The sequence below is a fragment of the Massilia hydrophila genome (genome assembly GCF_020208145.1).
In the GTDB taxonomy this organism is placed as follows: domain Bacteria; phylum Pseudomonadota; class Gammaproteobacteria; order Burkholderiales; family Burkholderiaceae_D; genus Telluria; species Telluria hydrophila.
The window spans coordinates 85,232-109,056 of record NZ_JAHYBX010000003.1; the positions used below are offsets into that span (position 1 = coordinate 85,232).

At 67.1% G+C, this 23,825-nt stretch carries 22 protein-coding genes and 1 tRNA gene; 5 read left to right on the forward strand and 18 right to left on the reverse strand.

What is annotated here, in order from left to right; translation table 11 throughout:
• Nucleotides 1-16 precede the first annotated feature (16 nt).
• On the forward strand, nucleotides 17-1,081 hold the full coding sequence (locus LE190_RS09960; protein ID WP_225238551.1) for a phosphotransferase: 1,065 nt from the start codon (nucleotides 17-19) through the stop codon (nucleotides 1,079-1,081).
• Between the two features lie 17 nt (nucleotides 1,082-1,098).
• Nucleotides 1,099-2,325 carry an acyl-CoA dehydrogenase family protein gene (locus tag LE190_RS09965; protein ID WP_225238552.1) on the forward strand — a complete coding sequence of 409 codons (1,227 nt, stop codon included), beginning with the start codon at nucleotides 1,099-1,101 and terminating at the stop codon, nucleotides 2,323-2,325.
• 163 nt (nucleotides 2,326-2,488) lie between these two features.
• Here LE190_RS09965 and LE190_RS09970 read toward each other — a convergent pair whose 3' ends face one another.
• From LE190_RS09970 to LE190_RS10035, 14 genes are all read right to left on the reverse strand, one after another.
• Nucleotides 2,489-2,944 carry a MaoC family dehydratase gene (locus tag LE190_RS09970; RefSeq protein WP_225238553.1) on the reverse strand — a complete coding sequence of 152 codons (456 nt, stop codon included), beginning with the start codon at nucleotides 2,942-2,944 and terminating at the stop codon, nucleotides 2,489-2,491.
• Nucleotides 2,922-3,404, reverse strand: coding sequence for a MaoC family dehydratase (locus LE190_RS09975; protein ID WP_225238554.1), 483 nt, complete (start codon nucleotides 3,402-3,404; stop codon nucleotides 2,922-2,924). Before LE190_RS09975 ends, LE190_RS09970 begins: the two co-directional genes overlap by 23 nt.
• A gap of 11 nt (nucleotides 3,405-3,415) precedes the next feature.
• Nucleotides 3,416-4,576 (reverse strand): acyl-CoA dehydrogenase family protein, encoded by a 1,161-nt coding sequence (locus LE190_RS09980; protein WP_225238555.1) that lies wholly within the window; start codon nucleotides 4,574-4,576, stop codon nucleotides 3,416-3,418.
• Between the two features lie 10 nt (nucleotides 4,577-4,586).
• Entirely contained in the window at nucleotides 4,587-5,789 is a 1,203-nt protein-coding gene (locus LE190_RS09985) for an acyl-CoA dehydrogenase family protein (RefSeq protein WP_225238556.1), read from the reverse strand.
• Nucleotides 5,790-5,918: 129 nt separating this feature from the next.
• Nucleotides 5,919-6,977, reverse strand: a complete 1,059-nt coding sequence (locus LE190_RS09990; protein WP_225238557.1) for a PEP-CTERM sorting domain-containing protein — start codon at nucleotides 6,975-6,977, stop codon at nucleotides 5,919-5,921.
• Between the two features lie 269 nt (nucleotides 6,978-7,246).
• The gene (locus tag LE190_RS09995) at nucleotides 7,247-9,577 is read right to left on the reverse strand and encodes a carboxy terminal-processing peptidase (RefSeq protein ID WP_225238558.1); all 2,331 of its coding nucleotides are present in this window, start codon (nucleotides 9,575-9,577) and stop codon (nucleotides 7,247-7,249) included.
• Between the two features lie 170 nt (nucleotides 9,578-9,747).
• Nucleotides 9,748-10,281 carry a hypothetical protein gene (locus LE190_RS10000; protein ID WP_225238559.1) on the reverse strand — a complete coding sequence of 178 codons (534 nt, stop codon included), beginning with the start codon at nucleotides 10,279-10,281 and terminating at the stop codon, nucleotides 9,748-9,750.
• A 38-nt stretch (nucleotides 10,282-10,319) separates the two neighbouring features.
• A complete protein-coding gene (locus tag LE190_RS10005) occupies nucleotides 10,320-10,871 on the reverse strand; it encodes a thymidine kinase (protein ID WP_225238560.1) in 552 nt (183 codons plus the stop codon).
• 96 nt (nucleotides 10,872-10,967) lie between these two features.
• Complete coding sequence (locus LE190_RS10010) at nucleotides 10,968-11,516, reverse strand: sugar O-acetyltransferase (RefSeq protein WP_439847479.1); 549 nt, start codon at nucleotides 11,514-11,516, stop codon at nucleotides 10,968-10,970.
• A gap of 48 nt (nucleotides 11,517-11,564) precedes the next feature.
• Entirely contained in the window at nucleotides 11,565-13,850 is a 2,286-nt protein-coding gene (locus tag LE190_RS10015; RefSeq protein WP_225238562.1) for a penicillin acylase family protein, read from the reverse strand.
• A gap of 54 nt (nucleotides 13,851-13,904) precedes the next feature.
• Nucleotides 13,905-14,699 (reverse strand): ParB N-terminal domain-containing protein, encoded by a 795-nt coding sequence (locus LE190_RS10020; protein WP_225238563.1) that lies wholly within the window; start codon nucleotides 14,697-14,699, stop codon nucleotides 13,905-13,907.
• 125 nt (nucleotides 14,700-14,824) lie between these two features.
• Nucleotides 14,825-14,909: transfer RNA gene (locus LE190_RS10025), tRNA-Leu, on the reverse strand.
• Between the two features lie 262 nt (nucleotides 14,910-15,171).
• Nucleotides 15,172-15,372 carry a hypothetical protein gene (locus tag LE190_RS10030; protein WP_225238564.1) on the reverse strand — a complete coding sequence of 67 codons (201 nt, stop codon included), beginning with the start codon at nucleotides 15,370-15,372 and terminating at the stop codon, nucleotides 15,172-15,174.
• Nucleotides 15,373-15,382: 10 nt separating this feature from the next.
• A complete protein-coding gene (locus tag LE190_RS10035) occupies nucleotides 15,383-15,787 on the reverse strand; it encodes a hypothetical protein (RefSeq protein ID WP_225238565.1) in 405 nt (134 codons plus the stop codon).
• A gap of 130 nt (nucleotides 15,788-15,917) precedes the next feature.
• Between LE190_RS10035 and LE190_RS10040 the strand changes: the two genes are divergently transcribed.
• Entirely contained in the window at nucleotides 15,918-16,589 is a 672-nt protein-coding gene (locus LE190_RS10040) for an SOS response-associated peptidase (protein ID WP_225238566.1), read from the forward strand.
• A 97-nt stretch (nucleotides 16,590-16,686) separates the two neighbouring features.
• Here LE190_RS10040 and LE190_RS10045 read toward each other — a convergent pair whose 3' ends face one another.
• Both LE190_RS10045 and LE190_RS10050 read right to left on the reverse strand, forming a co-directional pair.
• Nucleotides 16,687-18,081, reverse strand: coding sequence for a DUF4214 domain-containing protein (locus LE190_RS10045; protein WP_225238567.1), 1,395 nt, complete (start codon nucleotides 18,079-18,081; stop codon nucleotides 16,687-16,689).
• 195 nt (nucleotides 18,082-18,276) lie between these two features.
• The gene (locus LE190_RS10050; protein ID WP_225238568.1) at nucleotides 18,277-19,734 is read right to left on the reverse strand and encodes a right-handed parallel beta-helix repeat-containing protein; all 1,458 of its coding nucleotides are present in this window, start codon (nucleotides 19,732-19,734) and stop codon (nucleotides 18,277-18,279) included.
• A 234-nt stretch (nucleotides 19,735-19,968) separates the two neighbouring features.
• Here LE190_RS10050 and LE190_RS10055 point away from each other — a divergent pair, with 234 nt between their 5' ends.
• A complete protein-coding gene (locus tag LE190_RS10055; RefSeq protein WP_225238569.1) occupies nucleotides 19,969-20,340 on the forward strand; it encodes an Lcl C-terminal domain-containing protein in 372 nt (123 codons plus the stop codon).
• Nucleotides 20,341-20,431: 91 nt separating this feature from the next.
• On the opposite strand, the gene LE190_RS10060 is transcribed toward LE190_RS10055, so the two are convergent.
• The gene (locus LE190_RS10060; protein ID WP_439847480.1) at nucleotides 20,432-21,892 is read right to left on the reverse strand and encodes a M20/M25/M40 family metallo-hydrolase; all 1,461 of its coding nucleotides are present in this window, start codon (nucleotides 21,890-21,892) and stop codon (nucleotides 20,432-20,434) included.
• Between the two features lie 110 nt (nucleotides 21,893-22,002).
• The gene (locus LE190_RS10065; RefSeq protein WP_225238899.1) at nucleotides 22,003-23,067 is read right to left on the reverse strand and encodes a metallophosphoesterase; all 1,065 of its coding nucleotides are present in this window, start codon (nucleotides 23,065-23,067) and stop codon (nucleotides 22,003-22,005) included.
• A gap of 266 nt (nucleotides 23,068-23,333) precedes the next feature.
• Here LE190_RS10065 and LE190_RS10070 point away from each other — a divergent pair, with 266 nt between their 5' ends.
• Nucleotides 23,334-23,792: a glycine zipper domain-containing protein gene (locus LE190_RS10070; protein ID WP_225238570.1), complete on the forward strand. Its 459-nt coding sequence runs from the start codon at nucleotides 23,334-23,336 to the stop codon at nucleotides 23,790-23,792.
• The last annotated feature ends 33 nt before the right edge of the window (nucleotides 23,793-23,825 follow it).

The window sequence follows — 23,825 nt, forward strand, 5'->3', positions numbered from 1 at the left end:
CAAGAATGGAGACCCCATGTACGAGGAAATGATGGGCACCAAGCCGGTGTCCGAGCGCCAGCGCTTCGACGCGGCCGCACTGGGCGCCTGGATGGCGCAGCATGTCGAGGGCTACCCAGGCGGCGCCCCGGACGTGGAGCAGTTCCGCGGCGGCCAGTCCAATCCTACCTTCAGGCTGAGCGCCGGCGGCATGCGCTACGTGCTGCGCACCAAGCCGGGCCCGGCTGCGAAGCTGCTGCCGTCGGCCCATGCGATCGACCGCGAGTTCCGCGTGATGGGGGCGCTGCACGGCGCCGGCTTCCCGGTGCCGCGCCAGTACGCGCTGTGCCTGGACGAAGCCGTGATCGGGCGCGCCTTCTACGTGATGGAATGCGTCGAGGGACGGGTGCTGTGGGACCAGTCGCTGCCAGGCATATCGCAGGCCGAGCGCGCCGCCATCTACGACGAGCAGAACCGCGTCATTGCCCTGCTGCACACGGCCGACTACGCGGCCCTCGGCCTGGGCGACTACGGCAAGCCGGGGAATTATTTCGCGCGCCAGATCGAGCGCTGGACGCGCCAATACCAGGCTTCCAGCACCGAACCGATCGAGGCGATGGACCGCCTGATCGAATGGCTGCCGCAGCACATCCCGGCGGGCGAGGACACCAGCATCGTGCATGGCGACTATCGCCTCGACAACATGATCTTCCACCCGACCGAGCCGCGCATCCTGGCGGTGCTGGACTGGGAACTGTCGACGCTCGGCCACCCGGCCGCCGATTTTTCCTACCACTGCATGAGCTGGCACATCCCGCCGGGGCGCTTGCGCGGCATCGCGGGCCTGGACCTGGCCGCCCTCGGCATCCCTTCGCTGGACGCCTACGTGGCGCGCTACTGCGAGCGCACCGGCAAGACCATCCGCAGCGAAGACTTCGACTTCTACCTGGCCTACAACATGTTCCGCCTGGCCGCGATCATGCAGGGCATCATGAAGCGCTACGTGGACGGTACCGCCGCCAGCGCCCAGGCCCTGGAGAACGGCAAGGCCGCGCGCCCGATGGCCGAGATGGCGTGGGGCTTCGCGGCCCGCAGCCAATAAAACCGACAAGGACACCCATGGACTTCGCCTATTCGCCGCGCTGCCAGGAACTGCAGGCACGCCTGCTCGCCTTCATGGACGAGCACATCTACCCCAACGAACGCGCCTTCGGCGAGGAGATCGCAGCCAACGCGCGCGAGCGCGGCACGCGCTGGCTGCCGCTGGAGCTCATCGAGCGCCTGAAACCGCTGGCGCGCGCCGCCGGCCTGTGGAACCTGTTCCTGCCCAGTTCCAGCCGGGCGCCGGAAGGCCTGTCCAACCTCGACTACGCTCCACTGTGCGAGATCATGGGCCGCGTGCCGTGGGCGCCCGAGGTCTTCAACTGCTCGGCCCCGGATACCGGCAACATGGAGACGCTGGAACGCTATGCCAGTGACGCGATCAAGGCGCAGTGGCTGGAGCCCCTGCTGCGCGGCGAGATCCGCTCCGCCTTTGCGATGACCGAGCCGGAGGTCGCCTCTTCCGACGCCACCAACATCGCCACCCGTATCGAGCGCGATGGCGACGACTACGTCATCAATGGCCATAAATGGTGGATCTCGGGCGCGGGCGATCCGCGCTGCAAGGTCTTCATCGTGATGGGCAAGACCGACCCGCAGGCGGCGCGCCACCGCCAGCAATCGATGATCGTGGTGCCGGCCGATACCCCGGGCATCCGCATCCTGCGCCCGCTGCCGGTATTCGGCTATGACGACGCGCCGCACGGGCACTGCGAGATCCTGTTCGAGAACGTGCGGGTGCCGGCCGCCAACATGCTGCTGGGCGAAGGGCGCGGCTTCGAGATCGCCCAGGGACGCCTGGGCCCGGGCCGCATCCACCACTGCATGCGCGCCATCGGCGTGGCCGAGCGCGCGCTGGAACTGATGTGCCGGCGCCTGGAGACCCGGGTCGCCTTCGGGCGCAAGCTGTCGGAACAGGGCGTCTGGCGCGAACGCATCGCCGAGAGCCGCATCCGCATCGACACCGCGCGCCTGCTGACGCTGAAGACCGCCTACATGATGGACACGGTGGGCAACAAGGGGGCGCAGGCCGAAATCGCCATGATCAAGGTGCTGGCGCCGAACGTGGCGCAGGAAGTGCTGGACTGGGCGATCCAGGCGCATGGCGCGGCCGGCGTGTCCGAGGAATTCCCGCTGGCCTACCAGTGGGCCGGCAACCGCGCGCTGCGGCTGGCGGACGGACCGGACGAAGTGCACCGCAACGCCATCGCCAAGCTGGAGCTGGCCAGGTACGGGCAGCCGTAGGGTGGGCGGCTGCACCGGGCACGGTGACCAGCCTGCGCCCCGGGATGCCGCCCACGCGTTCAATGCGGGCATGATGCACCATACCGGCTGCGCTACCGCTGCCTGAGCGCGTGGGCGGCGCACCCGCAGCCTTCTCTCCCCCTTCCCGGTAGAGCCGCCCACCCTACGCGAAGGCGCGTACCAGGAAGCTGGCGGCGCAGACCGGCTTGCCGCCGCCCTCCGCTTCCACCGTCACGCTCCAGGTCAGCTGCACGCCACCGTCGACCGGATCGCACGCCGCCAGCGTCCAGCGGCTGCGCACCCGGCTGCCGGCCGGCAGGGGCGCCGGAAAGCGTACCCGGTCCAGGCCGTAGTTCAGGCCCATGCGCATGCCGTCGATGGCGAGCGCGCTTTCCAGCATCGCCGGCAGCAGCGACAGGGTCAGGAAGCCATGCGCCACCGGGCCGCCGAAAGGCGATTCGCGCGCGCAGCGCTGCGGATCCACATGGATCCACTGCCGGTCCCCGGTAGCCTCGGCAAAGGTATCGATGCGCTGCTGGCCGACCTCGAACCAGGACGACACGCCAAGCTCGGTCCCGACCAGGGCAGGCAAGCCGTCAAACGGGATCGTGACCGGCATCGCCGCCTCCCACGGGCCGGCGCCCGAACATGCCCATGCCTTCGATGGTGCATACTTCTTCCCCGTGCTGGTTGGTCGCGGTCCACTTCGACCACACCACGCCGCGGTCGGGCTTCGAAGCCGAGGCCTTGACGGCGGTGGTGAGGTAGCGCACCCGCAGCGTGTCGCCGGCGCGCACCGGTCGCAGCCAGCGCACGCCGTCCAGGCCGGGCGAACCCATGCTCGAGGCGGCGCACATCAGGCCATCGACCACCATCCGCATCATCATGCTGCAGGTATGCCAGCCGCTGGCGATCACGCCGCCGTAGATCGAGGCGCCAGCGGCCTCGCGGTCGACATGGAAGGGCTGGGGGTCGTAGGCACGGGCGAAGGCGACGATCTCTTCCTCGCTCACGAAACGCTCGCCCAGGTCGATCTCCTGCCCCGCAAAGAAGTCCTCGAAATACCAGGTCTGCTTCATGCCGTCCTCCTTCATGCGGCGAGCTGGAAACCCGGCTGCGCCATGAAGCGCGCCAGGTGGTGGTCGCGGTCGCCCAGGGTCAGCTCGATCATCGACAGGCGCTTGAAATAGTGGGCGGCGGCCAATTCGTCGGTCACGCCCATGCCGCCATGCAGCTGTACCGCCTGCTGGCCGACGAAGCGCGCCGCCTGCCCCACGCGGTACTTGGCGGCGGACACCACGCGCCGGCGCTCGGCACTGTCCGCGCTGCCCAGGGTGTCGAGCTTGACGGCGGCCAGCATCGCCATCGAGCGCGCCTGTTCCAGGTGCAGGTACATGTCGGCCATGCGGTGCTGCAGCACCTGGAACTTGCCGATCGGGACGCCGAACTGCTGGCGCGTCTTGAGGTAGTCGAGGGTGGCGTCGAACAGCGCTTCCATCGCACCCAGCGCTTCGGCGCACAACAGGCTGGCGCCATGGTCGGCGCCGGCGTCGAGCAGATCCCAGCCCGCATCGGGTGCGCCCAGCAGGGCCTCGGCAGGCAGCCGCACGCCGTCCAGCACCACCTCGGCGGCGCGCAGGCCATCGAGCGTGCGGTAGCCGCGCAGCTGCAGCCCCGGCGCATCGGCCGGCACCGCGAACAGGCTGATGCCGGTTTCGTCGCGCTGCGCGCCGCCGCTACGCGCCGAGACCACCAGCACGCCCGCCTCGGCGCCATGCACGACGGCGCTCTTGCGGCCCGACAGGCGCCAGCCTGCGCCGTCGCGCTCGGCGCGGGTGGCGATGTCGCGCAGATCGTGGCGCGACTGGCGCTCGCCGAGCGCGCAGGCGAGTTTCAGGTCGCCGGCGGCGACGCGTTCCAGCAGCGCCGCGGCGTGGGCCGTGTCCGCCCCGGCCAGTACCAGGAAGCGCGCGCCCAGCACGGTTGCGAGGTAGGGCTCCACCACCAGGCCGCGGCCCAGTTCGCGCATCACCACGAACAGGTCGAGCGCGCCGCCGTCGAAGCCGCCCTGGGCTTGCGGCACCGGCAGCGCCGTCATCCCCAGCTCCACCAGGGTGGCCCAGGCGGCGGCCGAGGTCCCGGCCTCGGAGCCGATGATCGCGCGGCGCTGCTCGAAACCGTAGTCGCGTCCGATCCAGCGCTTGAGCGCATCGGCGAACTGGCGCTGTTCTTCGTTGAAGTCGAAGTGCATGGGATTCTCCTTACAGCCCCAGGACCATCTGGGTGATGATGTTGCGCTGGATCTCGTTCGAGCCCCCGTAGATGGAGGTCTTGCGGTAGTTGAAGTAGTAGGAGGCGAGCGGCGCGGCATCGTCGTCGCCGCCGACGCTGTGTTCATGCTCGCCTTCCAGGTAGGCCGGGTCGAAAGGCAGCGCCATCGGGCCGGCCGCTTCCAGCATCAGTTCGGTGAGGCTTTGCTGGATGTCGGTGCCACGCACCTTCAGCAGCGAGGCTTCGGGGCCGGGCGCCTGGCGCCTGCTGCCCAGCACCCGCAGCACCGTCATCTCGAGCGCCATCAGCTCGATCTCGAGTTCGGCCACCTTGGCGCCGAACAGCGGATCTTCCAGCAGCGGACGGCCGTTCTTCTGCTCGCGCCGCGCGAGGCGCTTCAGGAAGGCCAGCTCGCGCTTGCTGCGCCCGACCGCCGCGATGCCGGTGCGCTCGTGGCCCAGCAGGTACTTGGCATAGGTCCAGCCGCGGTTCTCCTCGCCGACCAGGTTGGCCGCCGGTACCCGCACGTTGTCGAAGAAGACTTCGTTCACTTCATGGTCTTCGTCGAGCATGATGATCGGCCGCACCGTGACACCGGGCGAATGCATGTCGATCAGCAGGAAGGAGATGCCTTCCTGCTTGCGCACGGACGGGTCGGTACGCACCAGGCAGAAGATCATGTCGGCATGCTGGGCCAGCGTGGTCCAGGTCTTCTGGCCATTGACGAGGTAATAGTCGCCCCCGGCGTCGGCATGGCGCACGGCCGTGGTCTTGAGCGAGGCGAGGTCCGAGCCCGCGCCCGGCTCCGAGTAGCCCTGGCACCACCAGTCCTCGCAGGACAGGATGCGCGGCAGGAAGTAGTCCTTCTGCTGCTGGCTGCCAAAGGCCATGATGACGGGCGCGACCATGTCGATCCCGAAAGGCATGATGCGCGGGGTGCCGGCGCGGGCGCACTCGTCCTCGAAGATATGGCGCTGCACCGGCGTCCATCCCGGGCCGCCGAATTCCACGGGCCAGCCCGGCGCCACCCAGCCTTGCCGGGCGAGGATTCGGTGCCAGCGGACATAGTCGTCCTTGCCCAGCCTGAGGTGCTTGCGCACCTTGGCCTGTATCTCGCTCGGCAAATGGGTATCGAGGAAGGCGCGGACCTGGTCGCGAAAGGCCAGGTCCTCGTCCGTGTAGTGCAGGTCCATGTCGTCTCCTTGTGGTTGCCGCCTTAAAAAGCACGGTCGTTCACGAGAATTGTAACCGACAGGATTGGCGCTGCGTCGGGAAGTTTGCAAAGGTGCGGGATGGCCGCTGCCATCCCGCTGGAAGCACGGTCAGCCCTTGCGGCGACGGGCGAAGACGCCGGCACCGGCCATGCCAAGCAGCATCAGCACGATGCTGGAAGGTTCGGGCACCTCGGCCGGTTCGGCTCCTGGCGCTGGCGGGAGGGGGTCGACCTGGCCCGGCAGGCCGCCGCCCGTGCCCGGAACACCGCCGGTCGGATCGTCTTCGGTGCCGCCCGTGGCCCCATCGCCGCCACCGGCTCCTCCGCCGTTGCCGTTGCCGTTGCCGTTGCCGTTGCCGTTGCCGTCACCGCCGGCGTTGCCACCACCGGAGCCGCCACCTCCGTTACCGTTGTTGCCGTTGTTGCCGTTGTTGCCGTTGTTGCCGCCGCCACCGGAGCCATTGCCGCTGCCGGCACCGTCGCTGCCGCCATTGCCATTGCCGTTGCCGTTGTTGCCGTTGCCGTTGCCACCGCTGGCGGTGCCGTTGTTGATACCGTTGGCGTTGCCGTGGTTACCGTTGGCATTGGTATCGCCCGCGCCATTGCCGCCGCCACCGGCGCCGGTGCCCCCCTGGCCATTCCCGTTACCTCCCTGGCCGCCACCGTTGGCCGGCTTGCCGCCGCCCGCGCCGCCATTCGACCCGCCGGCTCCCGGCTTGCCGCCCGAGCCACCGCCCTGTCCGGCTTCGGCGGGCATGCCGGCCGGTGGCGGAATCAGGCCGCTCGAGATGATGGCGCCGTCGGCCGAGCCGATCACCGAGGTACCCGGTCCGAGCGTCGCGGCGAGGATCCCATGGCCCGAGGCCAACAGGTAGTTGGCCTCGATGCCGCGCTGGAAGAACAGCCTGGTCTGGCCATCGACCTGGCCTACCGTACCGGCCACTTTGCCCATCAGGAGGTCCATCAGGCTCGCGTTGGCGCTGTGGGTCACGCCGCCAACCAGGTTCAGGTTGCCGTGCAGGACACCGGAAGCAAGCACATTGGTACCGTTACCGGTGGTCCATCCGGTCACGAAGCTCGATGACGAGCCCTGGGTGGGCAAGGTATCTGCGTGGGCGGTACCGGCACTGGCAAGCAGTACGGCAATGACGAGGCTGCGGATTCTCATGGCGTTCACTCCTAAGCTTGATCAATTATGAATATTGCAATGGTAGATTCATGCTATCACAGCTGTAAAAAGGACAGCGTTTGATCGACCTCAAGCGTGCGCAAGGCATAAAAAGCAGAAAAAACCGTGTTTTAAAGAAATTTCTTTCCTTTTGTAACGTGCGATGGCGAACATAAGCGGCACAAAAGAACATGGCCGGGTCTCGCATCAGCAAGACCCGGCCATGAGCCGGCGATCCGGTAGAGAATTGGCGCCGGTGGCGCCGAACCTTAATTTCCGGCGCGTGGCGACGCCATGTAGGGCATGGCGCGAGAGGCCATGCGGCTATCGGTACGCAGCATGCCGACCTCGTCGGCCAGGACGTGAGCGGCTTCCTGCAACAGGATGTCCTTGGCGTCCTTGGCCGCCTTCTCGGCCGCCAGCTCCGACTGCAGATCGCGCTCGTCGAACTGCAGGCCGTCGTCCTGGCGCGGAGCGCCGCGCACGGCGGTCACGGCCTTGGCCGGCTTGGTCGGCTCCGGCACCTTGCCGCGCGCTTCCTTGCTGGCCGGACCGGCAACCGGTTCGTCGCTGCTGGTGCCGCTGGCGCCGGCCAGTCGGGCTTCGCGCATCCTGGCGCGCGCATCCTGCGCATCGAATTCCTTGCGGCGCACCGCCTCGTTCAGGGAGACCGAATTCTCCTTGCGGATGCGCAGCACTTCGGCGATGTCTTCCTGCAGGAACTGGAACTCCTTGTCCTTGGCAATGCGCGCCTCATGGCGCTGCTGCAGCGGGCCGATCAGCTCCTTCAAGTTGCCCGCAGGCACGTAGTTGGCCGGCTTGATCGCCACCCAGGGCAAGGCATTGTGGTACGAGGACTCACCGAAGCTGTCCGCATCCGACAGCACGGGCAGCTTGATGTCCGGCGTCACGCCGCGCAGCTGGGTGGTACCGCCATTGATACGGAAGAACTGGGCGATGGTCATCTTCAGTTCGCCGTAACGCACTTTCTCCGCCGGCGAGAAGCGGTCGAGGTCGACCAGGGTCTGTACCGTGCCCTTGCCGAAGCTCGGCTCGCCGATCACGAGGCCACGCCCATAGTCCTGGATCGCGGCGGCGAAGATCTCGGAAGCCGAAGCAGAGCCGCGGTTGATCAGGACACCCATCGGGCCGTCCCACGCCAGGCCGGGCTGCAGGTCGGCTTCGACCTCGATGCGGCCCTGGGCATCGCGTTGCTGCACCACCGGACCCTTGTCGATGAACAGGCCGGTCAGTTCGATCGCTTCGGTAAGCGAACCGCCGCCGTTGTTGCGCAGGTCGATCAGGACATTGTCGACTTTCTCTTTCTTGAGTTCGCCGAGAATGCGGGCCACGTCGCGGGTCGCGCTGCGGAAGTCCTTGTCGCCGCGGCGGCGCGCCTCGAAGTCGAGGTAGAAGGTCGGCAGCGAGATCACGCCGACACGGCGCTTGGCGGCGCCATCCTGGATCTCGATGACCGATTTCTTGGCGGCCTGCTCTTCCATGCTGATTTTCTTGCGCACCATGGTGACGGTGACATGCTTGGCGTCGGGGCCGGCATCGCCCGGCACCACGTCCAGGCGCACGGTCGAGTCTTTCTTGCCGCGTACCAGTTGCACCACGTCGTCGATGCGCCAGCCCAGCACGTCCGTGAACGGACCGTTGCCCTGGGCCACGCCGACGATGCGGTCACCCACCTTCAGCTTGCCCGACAGTGCCGCCGGGCTGCCCGGCACGATCTCGCGAATGATGGTGTACTCGTCGCGCGTCTGCAGCACGGCGCCGATGCCTTCCAGCGACAGGCGCATCGCGATGTCGAAGTTGTCGGCCGAGCGCGGACCGAGGTAGTTGGTGTGCGGCTCGATCGCGGTGGCATAGGCGTCCATGAACATCTGGAACACGTCTTCGTTGTTCAGCTTGCGAATACGCGTGATGTTGTTCTCGTAGCGCTTGTCGAGGGTCTCGCGGATCGCTTTTTCTTCCTTGCCCGCCAGCTTCAGGCGCAGCCAGTCGTTCTTGACACGCTTGCGCCACAGGTCGCGCACTTCATCCTCGCTTTTTGCCCAGGGCGACTTTTCGCGGTCGAGCTCGAACGATTCGTCGAGGCTGAAATCGGGCCGGGTCTTGAGCAGCTGGCGCGCGTAGTTCATGCGCTCGGTGAAGCGCTGCTGGTACAGGTTATAGATGGCGAACGGCACCGTCAGGTTCTCGTTGTTGATCGCGTCGTCCATCTTGGTGCGCATGGGCGCGAAGCCATCCATGTCGGCCTGGGTGAAGTACAGCTTCTGGCCGTCGAGGGTCTCGAAGAAATTGTCGAAGATCTTCTGCGACATGGCGTCGTCGAGCGGCATCGCCTTGTAATGGTAGCGGCCCAGCACGCGCGAAGCCCACAGGGCTGCCTGGGTCTGTTCGGCGAGGGGTTTCAGCTGCAGCGAGGCGGCAACCGATCCGGCGCCGGCCGCGGCCGTGACGCCCGGGGCGCCGGCAGGCGCCTTGGCTGGAGCGAGCGCGGCCACTGCTGCGGCCTTCTCGGGCTGGGCAGTCACCACATGGGCGGACATCGCGAAGGCCATGGCGGCCATGAACAGGTGGTGCTTCTTCATTCGTCGTCTCTCCGAAACGAAATTACGGTGCTCGGCGCATCCGGGACACCGGGCATGGAGCTGGCCGGTCAATACGCCTTTTGCGGCCCATTCTACAGGAAGCCAGCCCGAGGCAGAGCCGCCATTTGTTCATTTGCGCCGGGTAATTAAGGATCCCATAAGCCTGGCGTTCACGCTTTGACAAGCCGGAGCAGGTCCGCGCCATAGAGCGTGGCCAGGCCGGCAAGGGCGAGCACGGGAATCCAGGGCCAGGACCGCGCCGCGAGGCGCCAGTCGACCGGCGAAGGCCAGAACGACAGGAACTGCGGCGCCAGCAGCAGGGTCAGGGCGAGGTCGAGCGCCTCGAAGGTCCAGCCATGGCGGGTACGCCACCAGGCCACCAGGAAAGGCAGGGCCAGCACCAGGAGCGGCGCCAGCGCGCTCGGGGCCGCGTTGTACCAGCGCAGGTTGGCGAAGGTGACCGAACCGAGCTCCCAGTTGTGTCCCTTCCCCCCTGCCCCGCGCGCGGCCTTGATGCGGCGCGGCAGTACGCTCAGGCCGACCGGCTCGGCATTGGTCAGCAGTCCCACCGAGAAGTGCGCCAGCTCGTGGCACAGGGTACCGGCCACGGTGAACACGAAGAACACCGGATGCGCGCCCGAGCCGATCCAGAGCAGCAGGGCCAGCGCGGCCGAAGGCAGCAGGTAGAGCAGGATGTCGGTCATCGCGTGTGCGCCGTGCGGCCGGGGCCCGGCCAGGAATCCTAGCGCGCGTAGAAGCAGCGGCCGCAGGCCTGGCGGTAGCTCTCGTTGCCGCCGATGCTGACCTGTTCGCCTTCGCGGATGCGGCGCCCTTGCGCGTCGACGCGGATGTTCATGGTCGCCTTCTTGCCGCAGGTGCAGATGTTCTTGATTTCCTCGATGTCGTCGGCCAGCGCCAGCAGATAGGCCGAGCCGGGGAAGGGCTCGCCGCGGAAGTCGCTGCGCAGGCCATAGCAGATGACGGGGATGCCACGCACCTGCGCCACCTGGTGCAGCTGCTGCACCTGCCCGGTGCTGAGGAACTGGGCTTCGTCGACCAGGATGCAGGCCACCGGCGGGGCGCTGGCCAGGAAATCGGTCTCGCCGTCGAACAGGTCGACCTGGCGCTGGGGACCCAGGCGTGACGTGATCAGGCCGACGCCGTAGCGGTCGTCGATCGCCGCCGTGTACAGCTTGACCTGCTGGCCCTGCTCTTCGTAGTTGTGCGCGACCTGCAACAGGGCGGTCGATTTGCCGGCGTTCATCGCCGAATACCTGAAATAGAGTTTTGCCACGGGGCTGCCCTGGACTGCGGATGGATGTTGCGAATTGCTGGATTATAACAAGCGGCCCGGGCCCGGCACCAGCGCTTCCAGGGGCCCTGGAGGAACTCAGCCGGTGAGAAAACGGGCCGGGTTGCCGGCCACGCGCGCGCCCGCCGGCACGTCGCGGGTGACGACGCTGCCGGCCCCGATCACGGCATCGTCGCCAATGCGCAGGCCGGGCAGGATGATGGCGCCACCGCCGATCCAGACGTTGCTGCCGATCGTCACCGGACGGCCCGATTCGCGCCCGTCACGGCGCATGCGCGCATCGAGCGGATGCTCGGCGGTGTAGATCTGCACCGCCGGGCCGATGCGCGTGTCGTCGCCGATGGTGACCGGGAGCACGTCGAGGATGACGCAATTGAAGTTGAGGAAGACGCGGCTGCCGAGCCGGATGTTCCAGCCATAGTCGCAATGGAAGGGCGGGCGCACGATACTGCCCTCCCCGACGCCGGCCAGGCGCTCGGCCAGCAGCGTGCGCCAGACCGCGACCGGCTGGCCAAGCGCGGCGTTGTAGCGCGCCAGCCAGGCGGCGGTCAAGGCCTGCTCGGCCACCAGCTCGGGGTCGCCGGCATCGTAAGGCTCCCCGGCCAGCATCCGGTGCCGCTCGCTCATGCGCATGCCGGTTTCTCCTGGCGGATGCCGCAGTGTCGCGCCCCCACCCTATTCGCCCGGGTGGTAGCGGCGCTCGAGGTGCTTCTCGATGTCTTCCTTGTAGAACAGCACCTCCTTGAACTCGCCACGGCTGTACATCCCGGCCTGGTCGGCGAAGTGCTTCGAGGCCGGGTTGTTGCTGTTGCCGCCCGCCAGGATACTCCGGGCGCGCACGCGCGGTCCGAACTCCACCACGGCCACGAAGCTGTTGCCACGGTCGCCGTAGATGCGCTTGGTTTTTTGCTTGGCGACCATGCCAAACGAGGCCAGCGAGCCCCAGTTGGCCGAGGTGAAGCCGACCGGCCAGCTCGGCTTGCTGTCGTCGTACTGCTGCTCGATGTCGCCGCTCAGGCGCTGGAAGCGGTTGATCTCGCCCCAGGGCGTGCGCCAGGTACCGAAGTCGGCCGTGAGCCGGTCCGACGCGCGCAAGAGCGAGGCCAGGCGCTCCTCCGCGTTCAGGCCGCTGGCGATGTAGTCGACCACCGGCGTCCCGGCGGCGCGGGCGCGCGGCGCGTGCTGGGCGACCATGTCCTGGCCCCAGTACACCGCCAGCGAGGTCGGCACCGAGGCGACGCCGAAGCGCAGGTCCCAGCCGCGCAGCGCCGCCACCTGCTGGCCCAGCCGCGCCCTGCGCGGGTCGCCGGCCGCGAGCGCGTCATAGTCCTTCAGCAGCTGCGGCACCAGGGGTTCGAAGGCGGTCAGGTAGCTGTCATAGGCGGCCGCCACCAGGCTGTCGAGGGTGAAGCCGGTGGCATTGCGCAGCACGCGCTCGGCATGGCGGCCGCGGGCGTTCTCGGGCAGCGACCACATGTAGTCGGGATAGTCCTGGCGCTTCGGGCTGCTGGCGCCGGAGGCGCTGAACGGCCAGTTGTTCGTGTTCGAGATATAGCCACTGGCCGGATTGAACAGGGTGATGGTGTCCTTGATCTCGTGCAGTCCCTGCCATTCGGTGGCCGGGCTGCTGCCGTCGACCGGCTTGCTCCAGTCGAAGCGGGGGTTGCGCTTCGGGATGAAATTGCCGTGGAAGTAGGCAATATTGCCCTGGGCGTCCGCGTACACCGTGTTGTTCGAGGAATTGGTGCGCAGCTGCATCGCCTTGTAGAAGCTGCCGTAGTCGCGTGCCTTGGTCCGGGTATACGACTGGGTAAGCGCCTTGAGCGGCTCGTCCATCATCTTGACGGCCACCCAGCGGCCGCCCTCTTCCCGCACCACCGGGCCATGGTGGCTGAAGTAGGCCGTGAGCGTGCGGCTGGCCAGCGCGCCGGACGCGGTCTTGTAGGGCAGCGTCACCGGCACCGCGCGCAGCGCCCGCTCGCCGTCGCCGTACTTGTAGAAGAAGCGGCCGTTCTTCTCGACCACGGTTTCCAGGTACTCGTCGATGACGTCGCCGCCACCCGAGGTATGCATCCAGCCGGTCTTGTCGTTGAAGCCCTGGTAGATGAAGAACTGGCCCCAGGTGACGGCGCCATAGGCGTTCAGGCCCTCTTCGCTGACCATGTGCACTTCCGGGCGGAAGTAGAAGGAGGTGTGCGGGTTGATCAGGAGCAGCGCATGGCCGGAGCGGGACAGCGCGGGCGCGATCGCGAAGCCGTTCGAGCCGCGCGGTTCGCTGTCGAAGCCCTTGTCCAGTGCCGCCACCCTGGCTGGCTGCGCGGCGATGGTCGGCCGCGGCTCCTTGCCGTAGAAGCGTTCCAGTTCCTTCAGGTCGATCGACTCGATGTCGCCACCGATGCTGCCCTCGCTGAAGCTCAGGGCCATCCAGGGCTCGAAGCGGGTGATCAGCTTCGGCCGCACTTCCGGGTGGGTATGCAGGTAGTAGTTCAGGCCGTCGGCGAAGGCATTCATCAGCTCCTTCAGCCAGGCCGGACTGGCGGCATACTGGGCCTGCAGCGCGGCGGGCTGGATGTAGAGCTTCATGCGCAGGTCGCGCCAGATTTCCTTTTCTCCCTCGACCTCGGCCAGGCGGCCCATCGCATTGATGTAGTTGAGCTCGATACGATTGAAATCGTCCTCGGCCTGGGCGTACAGCAGGCCGAACACGGCGTCCGCGTCGCGCTTGCCGAACACGTGCGGGATGCCCCACTTGTCGCGCAGGATGCTGACCCGCGCCGCCATCTGCTTCCAGCGTGCCAGGTCGGCCGCGCTGGCCTGCCGGCCGGAAGCGGCGGCCGCCGGGCCCGCAGGCGCCGCCAGGGCAGTGGATGCGGCGGCGCCGAACGCGCAGGCGAGGACGGCCGGCAGCAGGGCCGGCAGCAGGGACGGGAAGAAGCGTGGCGGGATCCGGCGGGTGTGCATGCATGTCTCCTTGTGATTGTTGTCGTGCTGCTGCGGTTCGGCCCGCCTGCCGTACTACTGCGCGGCGCCGGCGTGCACCAGGCGCTGCTTGAGGACCTCGTTCTCGGTCAGCAAGGTCGCGACGCGGTCCTTCAGGTTCGCGATCTCGGCGCGCGCGGCGGCCAGCTCGTCGGCCGGGTCGCCGGCCGGCACTTCCTTCCTGGGACGGGTGGCCATCTTCTGCTCGCGCACCTGGCGCGCGGCCTGCTGCAACTCCTTGCGTCCGCCGGCCACGGCCGCCTTCTGCACGTCTTCCGGCAACTGGGCCACATTCGCGGCGGCATTGATCGAGATGGTGCCGGCGCGCACCGCCTCGCGCAACTCGGGCGTGGCCGCCTTCTGGATGCGCTCGATCTGGCTGATCGTATTGGCCGACACGCGCGCGGCCTTCGCCACTTCTTCCCGGGTGTTCCAGGGTGGGGGCGGACGCGAATCGAGGTCGTCCGCTTCCGGCTTGGGCGGTTCCTTGGCCAGCTGCTCGGCCATGCGCGCGGTAACGATTTCCTTCTTCTTGAGCGCCAGCACGCCGCGCTGGAAGTCCGACACGCTGCGCCGCGCCAGGTGGTTGTCGATCATCCACAACATCACTTCGTCGATCGAGGCGAAGTTGTTGTTGTGGACAGTGCGGAAGGGAATGCCGTGCTTCTGGCAGATCTCGTAGCGGTTATGGCCGTCGATCAGGGTGTCGCGCCACAGGACCAGCGCATCGCGGCAGCCTTCGGCCAGCAGGCTGCGTTCGAGCGCGGCGTATTCGATGTCGGTGAGCGGATCGACGAAGGCCCGCAGTTCGTCATTGATGGTGATGTTCAATTGGTGTCCTCTTGCTGCGGCGGCAATGGGGTGGGCCGCCGTCCGGCATGCTACACCATCCTGCCGGGAGGACCAAAGCAGGAGCAGGAGCAGGCCGCCTGGACGAGGAAATCGATGCGGAAAGATGGTGCGGGCAGCCGGAATCGAACCGGCACGCCTTGCGGCGGCAGATTTTAAGTCTGATGCGTCTACCAATTTCGCCATGCCCGCGCCGGCGGGGATTGTACTACGTGCGGCAGCGGCGGTGTTAGTGCTTGAGCTACACGGATACGCACTAAAAAAGCCGCCGCCGGTGACCCGGCAGCGGCAAGTACTCAGTCAACACTGAGTTGGAGACACGCGGAGAGGTGGAACTATCCACCAGAGAACATCTCCAAGATAGATCCGCCGCGCGCTCCCGCAAGCGTCGGATTTTCCCGCGTGTTTGTCAGCCTGGTCGGACAGCCTTTCGGCAACGCGGCAGGCGCCGGACCTAAGGGAGTGACTGCCAGGCCACGGCCAGGCACACCACCGCCACGAAAAACAGCAGGCCGTAGACGAAGATGCGCATCGACGTGGCCAGCTCGGCCACCGCCCGGTTCGCCTTACTGTCGAGCTTGCCGCGGCGGCGGGCGCCGTTCAGCAGCATCGAGACGAACACGAACAGGGTCGCGAGGATCAGGACGAGTTTCATGCGGACCGGGCTAGGTGCGCGCCATGACAAGCGCCAGCGCCACCAGGGCCAGGATCGACGACACCGCCGTCGCCACGCCCATCCACAGCATGCGGGTGCGGGCCAGCTCCATCTTGGCGATCATCTGCGCATTCTGGTCGGCCAGGTTGGCAATGATTTCCGAGGCCTGGAGCATCTGCTTGTGCAGGTCGTTCAGCGTCGCCTCGTTCCTGTCGACGCGCAGCACCAGGCTGCCGAACACGTCTTCTTCCGCCACGTCGTCCACCATCGGCTCCGCCACCATGCCGGCGCCCGCACCGGGCTTGCGCGCCACGCTATCCCACAGGCGGCGCGCACCGCTGGCCACTTGCGGCGCTGCATTGATCACTTCGCTCCAGGGCACCGTTTTCAGGACGCTCCACCAGCCAGTTGCCATACCCGTTCTCCCAATTCGTCGTTTGCCTGCGAGCATACCACTGCCACACCCCGGCACGCGCCGGGCGGCGCGCCAGCCTGCGCCGCCCTGGCGTGCCGCGCCCCCGCCGCAGCTGCGCTACCATGGCGCCATGTGCGGACGATTCGACCAGAGCCAGACGGCTCGCTACTACGCCAGCGTATTCGGCTGGACCGACGCGGTCTACGACAGCGCGTCCACGCCTGCGTGGAATGTGTCTCCCGGCAGCTACCGCCCGGTCATGCACCTGGAGGATGGCGAGCGCCGCATCGACGACGTGTTCTGGAGCTACCGCGCGCGCTGGGCCGAGGGCAAGCTTCCAGTCATGGTCAACGCCCGCCTCGACAAGCTCACCAACCGCTACTGGAAGCCGCTGCTCAAAAAGGGTCGCGCCATCGTGCCGGCCCAGGGCTGGTACGAATGGACCGGTGAAAAAGGCAAGAAGCAGCCGTGGCACATCCACCGCAAGGACGGCGCGCCGCTGTTCCTGCTGGCGCTGGCGAACTTCGGCGGCTTTACCGAGAACCGCGCCGAGGCCGGGTTCGTCCTGGTCACCGATGCCGCCGACGAAGGCATGCTCGACATCCACGACAGGCGCCCGGTCGTGCTGGAAGCGGCCGATGCCGAACTGTGGCTCGATCCCGCACTGTCGCCCGAGCAGGCGCTGGACCTGGCACGCCGCGCCGCCCTGCCCTGCGATGCCTTCGAATGGTACAAGGTGACGACCGCGGTGAACCGGGCCGGGGCCCAGGATCCGCAAATGGCCCTGCCGCTGGCGGAATGATTTTTTACCGAACGTAAAAAAACCCGCACGCTCTCGCGCGCGGGTCGTCCCCGGGGGCGGACGCGGACGGCTTGTGTCGCCGCGCCCGGTACTGCGCTTATTGCTGGTAGGCGCCCAGGTCGATGCTGGCCCCGCGTGCGCGGCCATCGATATCGGTCGACGGCGCATAGGTCGCGATGCCGCGGCCGAGCGCCGGCGAACTCGTGCTCAGCTTGTAGTTCGGCAGCGCCGCCGTACGCGAGTAGCCGGCGAACATCGGGTTCGAGCTGATGGTGTTGGTATGGCTCAGCCCATTCAACAGACGGAAGTTGTATTTCGGATTCTGGAACACCAGGTTGTTCTTGTAGGTGTTGCCCGTGCCGGTCTTGCCCTGTTCCGAGATGCCATACTGGTTGTCGTACACGATGTTGTTGTGGACGTGAACATTGTTGGCGCCGGCCGAGGTGAAGTAGAAATTGCCGCCGCCGACGATGATGCCGAACACCGACGAGCTCACCGTGTTGTTGATGATCTTGATGTCGGTCGCATCGTGCCACAGGTGGATCGCGGCGGAACCGACCCGGTAGACGACGTTGTTCACGATCGAGCCCGAAGTCGAGTGGTAGATGCCCTGCACATAGGTGCAGCCCGCCGGGCCGATGTCGTGCACGACGTTGCCGACCACGTCGCCCTTGACGCCCTTGTAGTAGCTGTCCACGCCGATCGCCGAGCCGCCCGCGCTGTTGCATGGAATGGTGGTGGCCAGGTGGTGCACGCGGTTGCCCTGGATCATGCTGTACGAACCGCCGGTGTAGAGGCCGGTAGTCCACTTGGTGCCCGAACCGATCTTGCTGCCATCGACGTCGAAGCCGATGATGCTCACGTAGTGGCCGCGGTTGTCCCAGGCACTGTTATTGGTGGAGCTGGCCGGCGGCACGATCTTCGCCCCCCACTTGATGGTCGAGACCCAGTAGATGCGGCTGGAGGCGGTGCCGCTGGCGGTGGTCTTGATGCCGCCGGCATAGGTGCCCGGCGCCACCCAGACGGTGGTGCTGGCGCGCGTAGCGGCCTTGGCGGCGCGCGCCAGGGTCTTGAACGGCGCGGCCTTGGTGCCGGCGGCCGTATCCGAGCCGGTCGGCGAGACGTAGTAATTGTAGGTGGTCGCCGGGATCGCCGGCAGGCCGCCGCTGGCGGTCGGGCCGCTGCCGCCGCCGTTCTTGCGCGCGTACTCCTCGCTGGCCTTCAGCTGGGCGGCGATGTAGTCCATGCTGGTACCGTTATCGAGCGCCTGCGCCCACCAGGCCCAGCCCGCGGCATCCGGCTCGCGGCCCAGTACTTGCAGGTAGAGCTGGCGGATCTGTTCTTTCTGTGCGGTCGTCGCATTGGCCACGACCGGCGCGAGCGTGGCGGCAGCGGCCTGGCTGGCGCCGAAGGCCGTGAACAGCGCGGCGGCGGCGGTGCAGAGAACGGCGTGGCGGCGGACCTGCGATGCGATAGCGAAAGTCTTCTTCATGTGGTGTTTTCCTGTTTGCCCGAAGTGAATGGGCGCGGAGCGACGGCAACAGCTATCCCGCGCACCGGATCGACCGGTACGGCGGCCACCAGAAAAGGCGGTGGGCTCCTGGTTGCTTGATCAGGCGCGCACGTGGCACGCCCTCGGGGTGCGCGGACGGTGCGAGCCGCCCGCGCGGGAACCGATGGACACGGCCTAGTGCTGGTAGGCGCCCAGGTCGTAGCCGGTGGAGGTGTTGCGTGGACGGCCGTCGATGTCGGTCGCCGGCGCATAGGTCGCGATGCCGCGGCCGATGGCCGGCGAGCTGCTGCCCGGCCTGTAATCCGGGAGCGCAGCGGTGCGCGAATACCCGGCAAACAGCGGATTCGAGGACACGGTATTGCTGGCCTTCAATCCGTTGCGCAGCGAGATGTTGTAGGTGCTGTTCTGGAACACCAGGTTGTTCGCGTACTTGTTGGCGGTGCCGGTCTTGCCCTGCTCCGAGATACCGTACTTGTTGTCGTACACAATGTTGTTGTACACAAATACGTTATTCGCGCCGGCCGAGGTGAAATAGAAGTCGCCGCCACCGACGATGATGCCGAATACCGACGAGGTCACCGTGTTGTTGATGATCTTGACATTGGTCGCGTCATGCCACAGGTGGATCGCGGCCGAACCGACCCGGTAGACGAGGTTGTTCACGATCGAGCCCGAGGTCGAGTGGTAAATGCCCTGCACATAGGTGCAGCCGGCCGGGCCGATGTCGTGCACGACGTTGCCGATCACATCTCCCATCACGCCCTTGTAATAGCTGTCCACGCCGATCGCCGAGCCGCCGGCGCTGTTGCACGGGATGGTAGTGGCCAGGTGGTGCACGCGGTTGCCCTGGATTACGTTGTACGAACCACCCGTATAGATGCCGTGCACCCACTTGGTGCCGGTACCCAGCTTGCTGCCATCGACGTCGAAGCCGATGATGCTCACGTAGTGGCCGCGGTTGTCCCAGGCGCTGTTGTTGGCCGACTGGGCCGGCGGCACGATCTTCGCGCCCCACTTGGTAGCCGAGACCCAGTAGATGCGGCCGGTGGCGCTGCCGTTGGCCGTGGTCTTGATGCCGCCGGCATAGGTGCCCGGCGCCACCCAGACGGTGGTGCTTGCCTTGGTCGCAGCCTTGGCGGCGCGCGCCAGGGTCTTGAAAGGCGCCGCCTTGGTGCCGGCGGCCGTGTCCGAACCGGTCGGCGACACGTAATAGTTGTAGGTGGTGGCAGGCGTCGCGACGCTGGCGGCCAGCAGGCGGGTTGCGCCATCGGTCGTGGAAGCGGGGGGAGTGGCGCCCTCTTCCTCCTGTCCGGCGCGCGATTCGAGCGGGTTGCTGTCGTAGCCGTTCAGTTCGAATGCCTGTGGCGTCACGTCTGCCGCCGCGCCGGTGGCGGCGGTGCTGGCGGTGCCGGGGGCGTTACCGGTGCCGGCAGCGGTATCGGGCAAGCCGGCGCTATTGCCGGGGGCCGGCGCCGGAACGGCGGGGCCGCTATCGCTGCTCACCTGGGCGGCCGTGCTGGATTGCTGGGACTCGGTGGTGGCGCCACCGCATGCGCTCAGCAGGACTGCAGCACTGCAGCACAACATGGCGTTCAGCCGGAGATGCGAAGCAAAAGCACTAACTTGTTTCATGAAGTTTCCTGATCTCGATCAAGTAAAGGTGAAAGCTTTGAGCGAGGGAAACTGCCTAAGTTCAACGTTTTCCGAAAAAAATTTTCTGCAAGTATTAATCCTTCAAGAGAATTTTCCTCATGGAAATCAGATACTTGCACGATGTCGAGCATGAGCTAGATCGAACAATGTCACGCAACCAAAGCCGACCTAGCATGGTCTTAACTGACAGCTACCAAACTGAGGAACGCTTAAATGGGCGAGTACATGCAAGTGCGCGGCATGCTGCAAGAGGGCGAGGCATATGCCGGCCTCATTCTCGGCAAGGACCAGGAGCCGGATTACCACCTGGTGCTGTTGCCGGACGAGGCGATCGATGTCAGCTGGCCTGCCGCGCTCGACTGGGCAAAGGGCCAGGGGGGTGAACTGCCAACGCGGCGCGAGCTGGCGCTGTTGTTCGCCAACCTGCGCGAGGGCTTCGAACGCGACTGGTACTGGTCGAGCGAGGCGCATGCGACGCGTTCCCAGCTGGTCTGGGGGCAAAATTTTGCCAGCGGTATCCAGACCATCTATGGCCGGCCCTACCGCGGCCACGCGCGCGCCGTGCGGCGCATCACCGTGCCCTGAATCCGCTGCCGCTGCCATGCGCCGTCCGCCGCCCGCGGCGGCGCGGGCAGGCGGCGCGGCCAGGGCAGCACCGGAAGGATCAACCGCCGGTTCAGCGCTCTGGCACGCTTGCGCGGCCGATCGCTCCCTCGATATTGGCCAGGTACCAGGCGGTGGTGGCCATGAGCGCCACGTTGCGGCGCAGGTGGTCCGGGTCGACCTTGTCGAGCGTGTCCGCGGCCGTATGGTGATAGCTGAAATAGCTCGAAGTGTCGACCAGCGGCGCGAAACTCGGCACGCCGGCGCGCTCCAGGCCCGACAGGTCGCCGGTCGAGAGCGCATCAAGGCGCTGGAATACCCCGGCCCCGATCGGCTGCAGCACCGCCTGCAGCGGCGCGAACAGCTTGCTCGAGGTGGCCGGCACGCTGGCGCGCAGACCGAAGGGACGCCCGACGCCGTTGTCGCTTTCGATCGCGCCGATGTGCTTGTCGGCATTGGCCTGCTCGGCTGCAAGGTAGCCGCGCGCCCCGCGGGTGCCGTTCTCCTCGTTCATCCAGGCAATCATGCGGATGGTGCGGCGTGGGCGGAAGTCGAGCTTCTTGAGCGTGTCCAGCACCGCCATGGCGCTGGCGACGCCGGCGGCGTCGTCGTGCGCGCCGGTGGCCAGGTCCCATGAGTCCAGGTGGCCCGAGACAATGACGATCTCGTCGGGTTTGTCGGTGCCCGGCAGGTCGGCGATCACGTTGTAGCTGTCGGCGTCCGGCAGCGTCTGCGGCGTCAGCACCAGTTTCATGGCGAGCGGGCCGCGCTGCGCCAGGCGGCGCATCAGCATGGCATCCTCGGCGCTGACCGCGGCAGCCGGGAAGCGCGGGTAATCCTGCAGCGCGGTATTGCCGGTGTGGGGAATACGGAAATTGGCGCCGCCAGCCGAGCGCACCAGTGCCGCCACCGCACCCAGGGCCGCCGCCTGGCGCGGGCCGTCGCGGCGGAAGGCCGAAGCCTGTCCATAGGCGGCCCCGGCCAGGCCGCGCTCGGCCATCGGCTGGTCGAAAGCGGCATCGAACAGGACGATCTTGCCCTTGGCTTCGGAGGCGCGCGCCTTCAGTTCGTCGAAACTGCCCACCACCATCACGGGCGCCGTCAGGCCCGCGGCCGGGGTCGCCCCGGAACCGCCGAGCGCGCTCAAGACAACGCGCTGGGTGATGCCGGCCGGGCGACCGCTGTACTCGACCAGCTCGCCGCTCTCGGCGCCGCGCACCCAGTGCGGGACCTTGACGGGCTGCAGCGCTACGCGCGCGCCGAGCTTGCGCATCGCCTCCGCCACCTGGGCCACGGCCGCCGCCGCGCCGGGTGAACCGGACAGGCGCGGGCCGATCAGGTCGGTCATGTCCGCCGTACGTTCCCACGCGTAATCGCTGGCCATGGCGGCATCGCGGATCCGGGCCAGTGCCGTCGGATCGTTGCCCGGGCTGGCTGCCAGGGCTGGTACTGCCAGCAGCGCGGCCATCAGGCCGGCAGAGGCAGAAGGAAGGGCAAGGCGGGAAAGACGGCGGCGGGCCGGACTGGCGTTCATGCGGGAATCCTCTTGGCTGTTGCAGGGGATTCGTACGATAGCTTATCCACCAACTTTTCGCAGTGAAATGTTGGCGTATTGACAGGCGATGCCCGTACCCACACCCGTATTCAGGCCGGCACCAGGCGCACCAGCGTGATTTCGGACGGCGCGCCGAAGCGCTTGGGCGGCCCCCAGTAGCCTGTACCGCGGCTGATGTAGACCCACATGTCGCGCACGCGGTGCAGTCCTGCCACGAAGGGTTGCTGCAGCGGCACGAACAGGTTCCACGGGAAGAACTGGCCGCCGTGGGTATGGCCGGACAGCTGCAGGTGGAAGCCGGCGGCGGCCGCCTCAGGCGCGCTGCGTGGCTGGTGCGCCAGCAGCACCTTCACGTCGGCCGCGGCGCGCCCGGCAGCAGCCTGTGGATCGCTCTTGTGCGCAGGATGGAAATGGTGGGCGCCGTAGTCGGCCACCCCGGCGATCATCACGGTGGCACTGGCGCGGCGCCGGATCACATGCTGGTTCAGCAGCACCGTCACACCCAGGCGCCTGACTTCGGCGATCCATTCTTCCGCCCCCGAGTAGTATTCATGGTTGCCGGTGACGAAAAACACCCCGTCCGGGGCGGCCAGGCGCGCCAGCGGCTCGGTGTGCAGGCTCAGGCGGTGCACGCTGCCGTCCACCAGGTCGCCGGTGATCGCGATCGCATCGGCTTCGAGCCGGTTGACCCGGTTGACGATGGCGTTCAGGTAGGACCGCTTGATGGTCGGGCCGACGTGGATGTCCGACACCTGGGCGATCGCATAGCCATGCAGGGGCGCCGGCAGGTTCGCGATCGGCACCTCCACCCGCTTCACGCGCGCCAGCCGGCGCGCATTGACGAAGCCGAGCATGCTGACGCCCAACGCCACCAGGGGGACGGCGACCGCGCTGCCACGGACCAGCCCGGGCGCCAGGGCGCCCGCCAGGCGCAGGGCCAGCAAGACCAGGTCGCGCGCCAGCGTACAGACGAGCAGCGAGGAAAAGAAGCCCATCGCCAGCAGTCCCAACCAGGAAACCAGGACCGACCAGCGCTGCCGGCGCAGGGCGGCCGAGAGCAGCCCCACCGGCACCAGCACGGTAAGCAGGACCAGCAGGAGTACGGCCACGATGCTGACGCCCAGGCCAAGGGCCAGGTCGGGCAGCAGGCGCATGCCGATATAAACTTGCAGCAAAACCAGCAAGGACAGGACGGTGGCAAACGAACGATTCACTCAGTGCCTTGGAAGGAAAACGTAACAATTGTTAGATGGGGCGGGCTCCTCCCTCTGCAAGTGCGCACATCGATGTTACGGCTGGTATGCCGATTGTAAGAATCTGTATTAACGGATGGCAGCGTCGATGCGGGGGGCTATAGTGCATTCCATGCCTGGCGCCGTTCTGATCAACCCGATCTCCGCTAGGGCAAAAAGGAAAAGCCATGTGGAAATCTAAAATTGTTGGTGCGGTGGTCCTGGCCGCGGTTGCCGTCTCCCCGGCGGCAATGGCAGACGACCGTGGCGTGAATACCGCCCTCGGCGCCGTGGTCGGCGCAGCGATCGGCCATAGCGCCGGTGGCTCGAGCGGGGCCCTGGTGGGTGGCGTGCTGGGCGCGGCCCTGGGCAATTCGATCTCGACCCGCGACGACCGCCGCCACTACGACAACCGATACTACAACAGCGGTTACTACAACAGCGGCTACGGCCATGGCTATGCCCAGCCCCGTCCGGTCTATGTGCAGCCGCGCCCCGTGTATGTGGAGCCGCGTCCGGTGTATGTCCAGCCCCGCCCGGTCTACGTCGGCCGCGACTGGGACCGTCACGACCGCTACGACCGTCATGACCGCCGCGACCGCCGTGACTGGGACCGCGGGGACCGCTGGGATCGCCACGGCCGCTGATCGCTTCCTCCTCCCACAAGCCGCGCCCTGCGC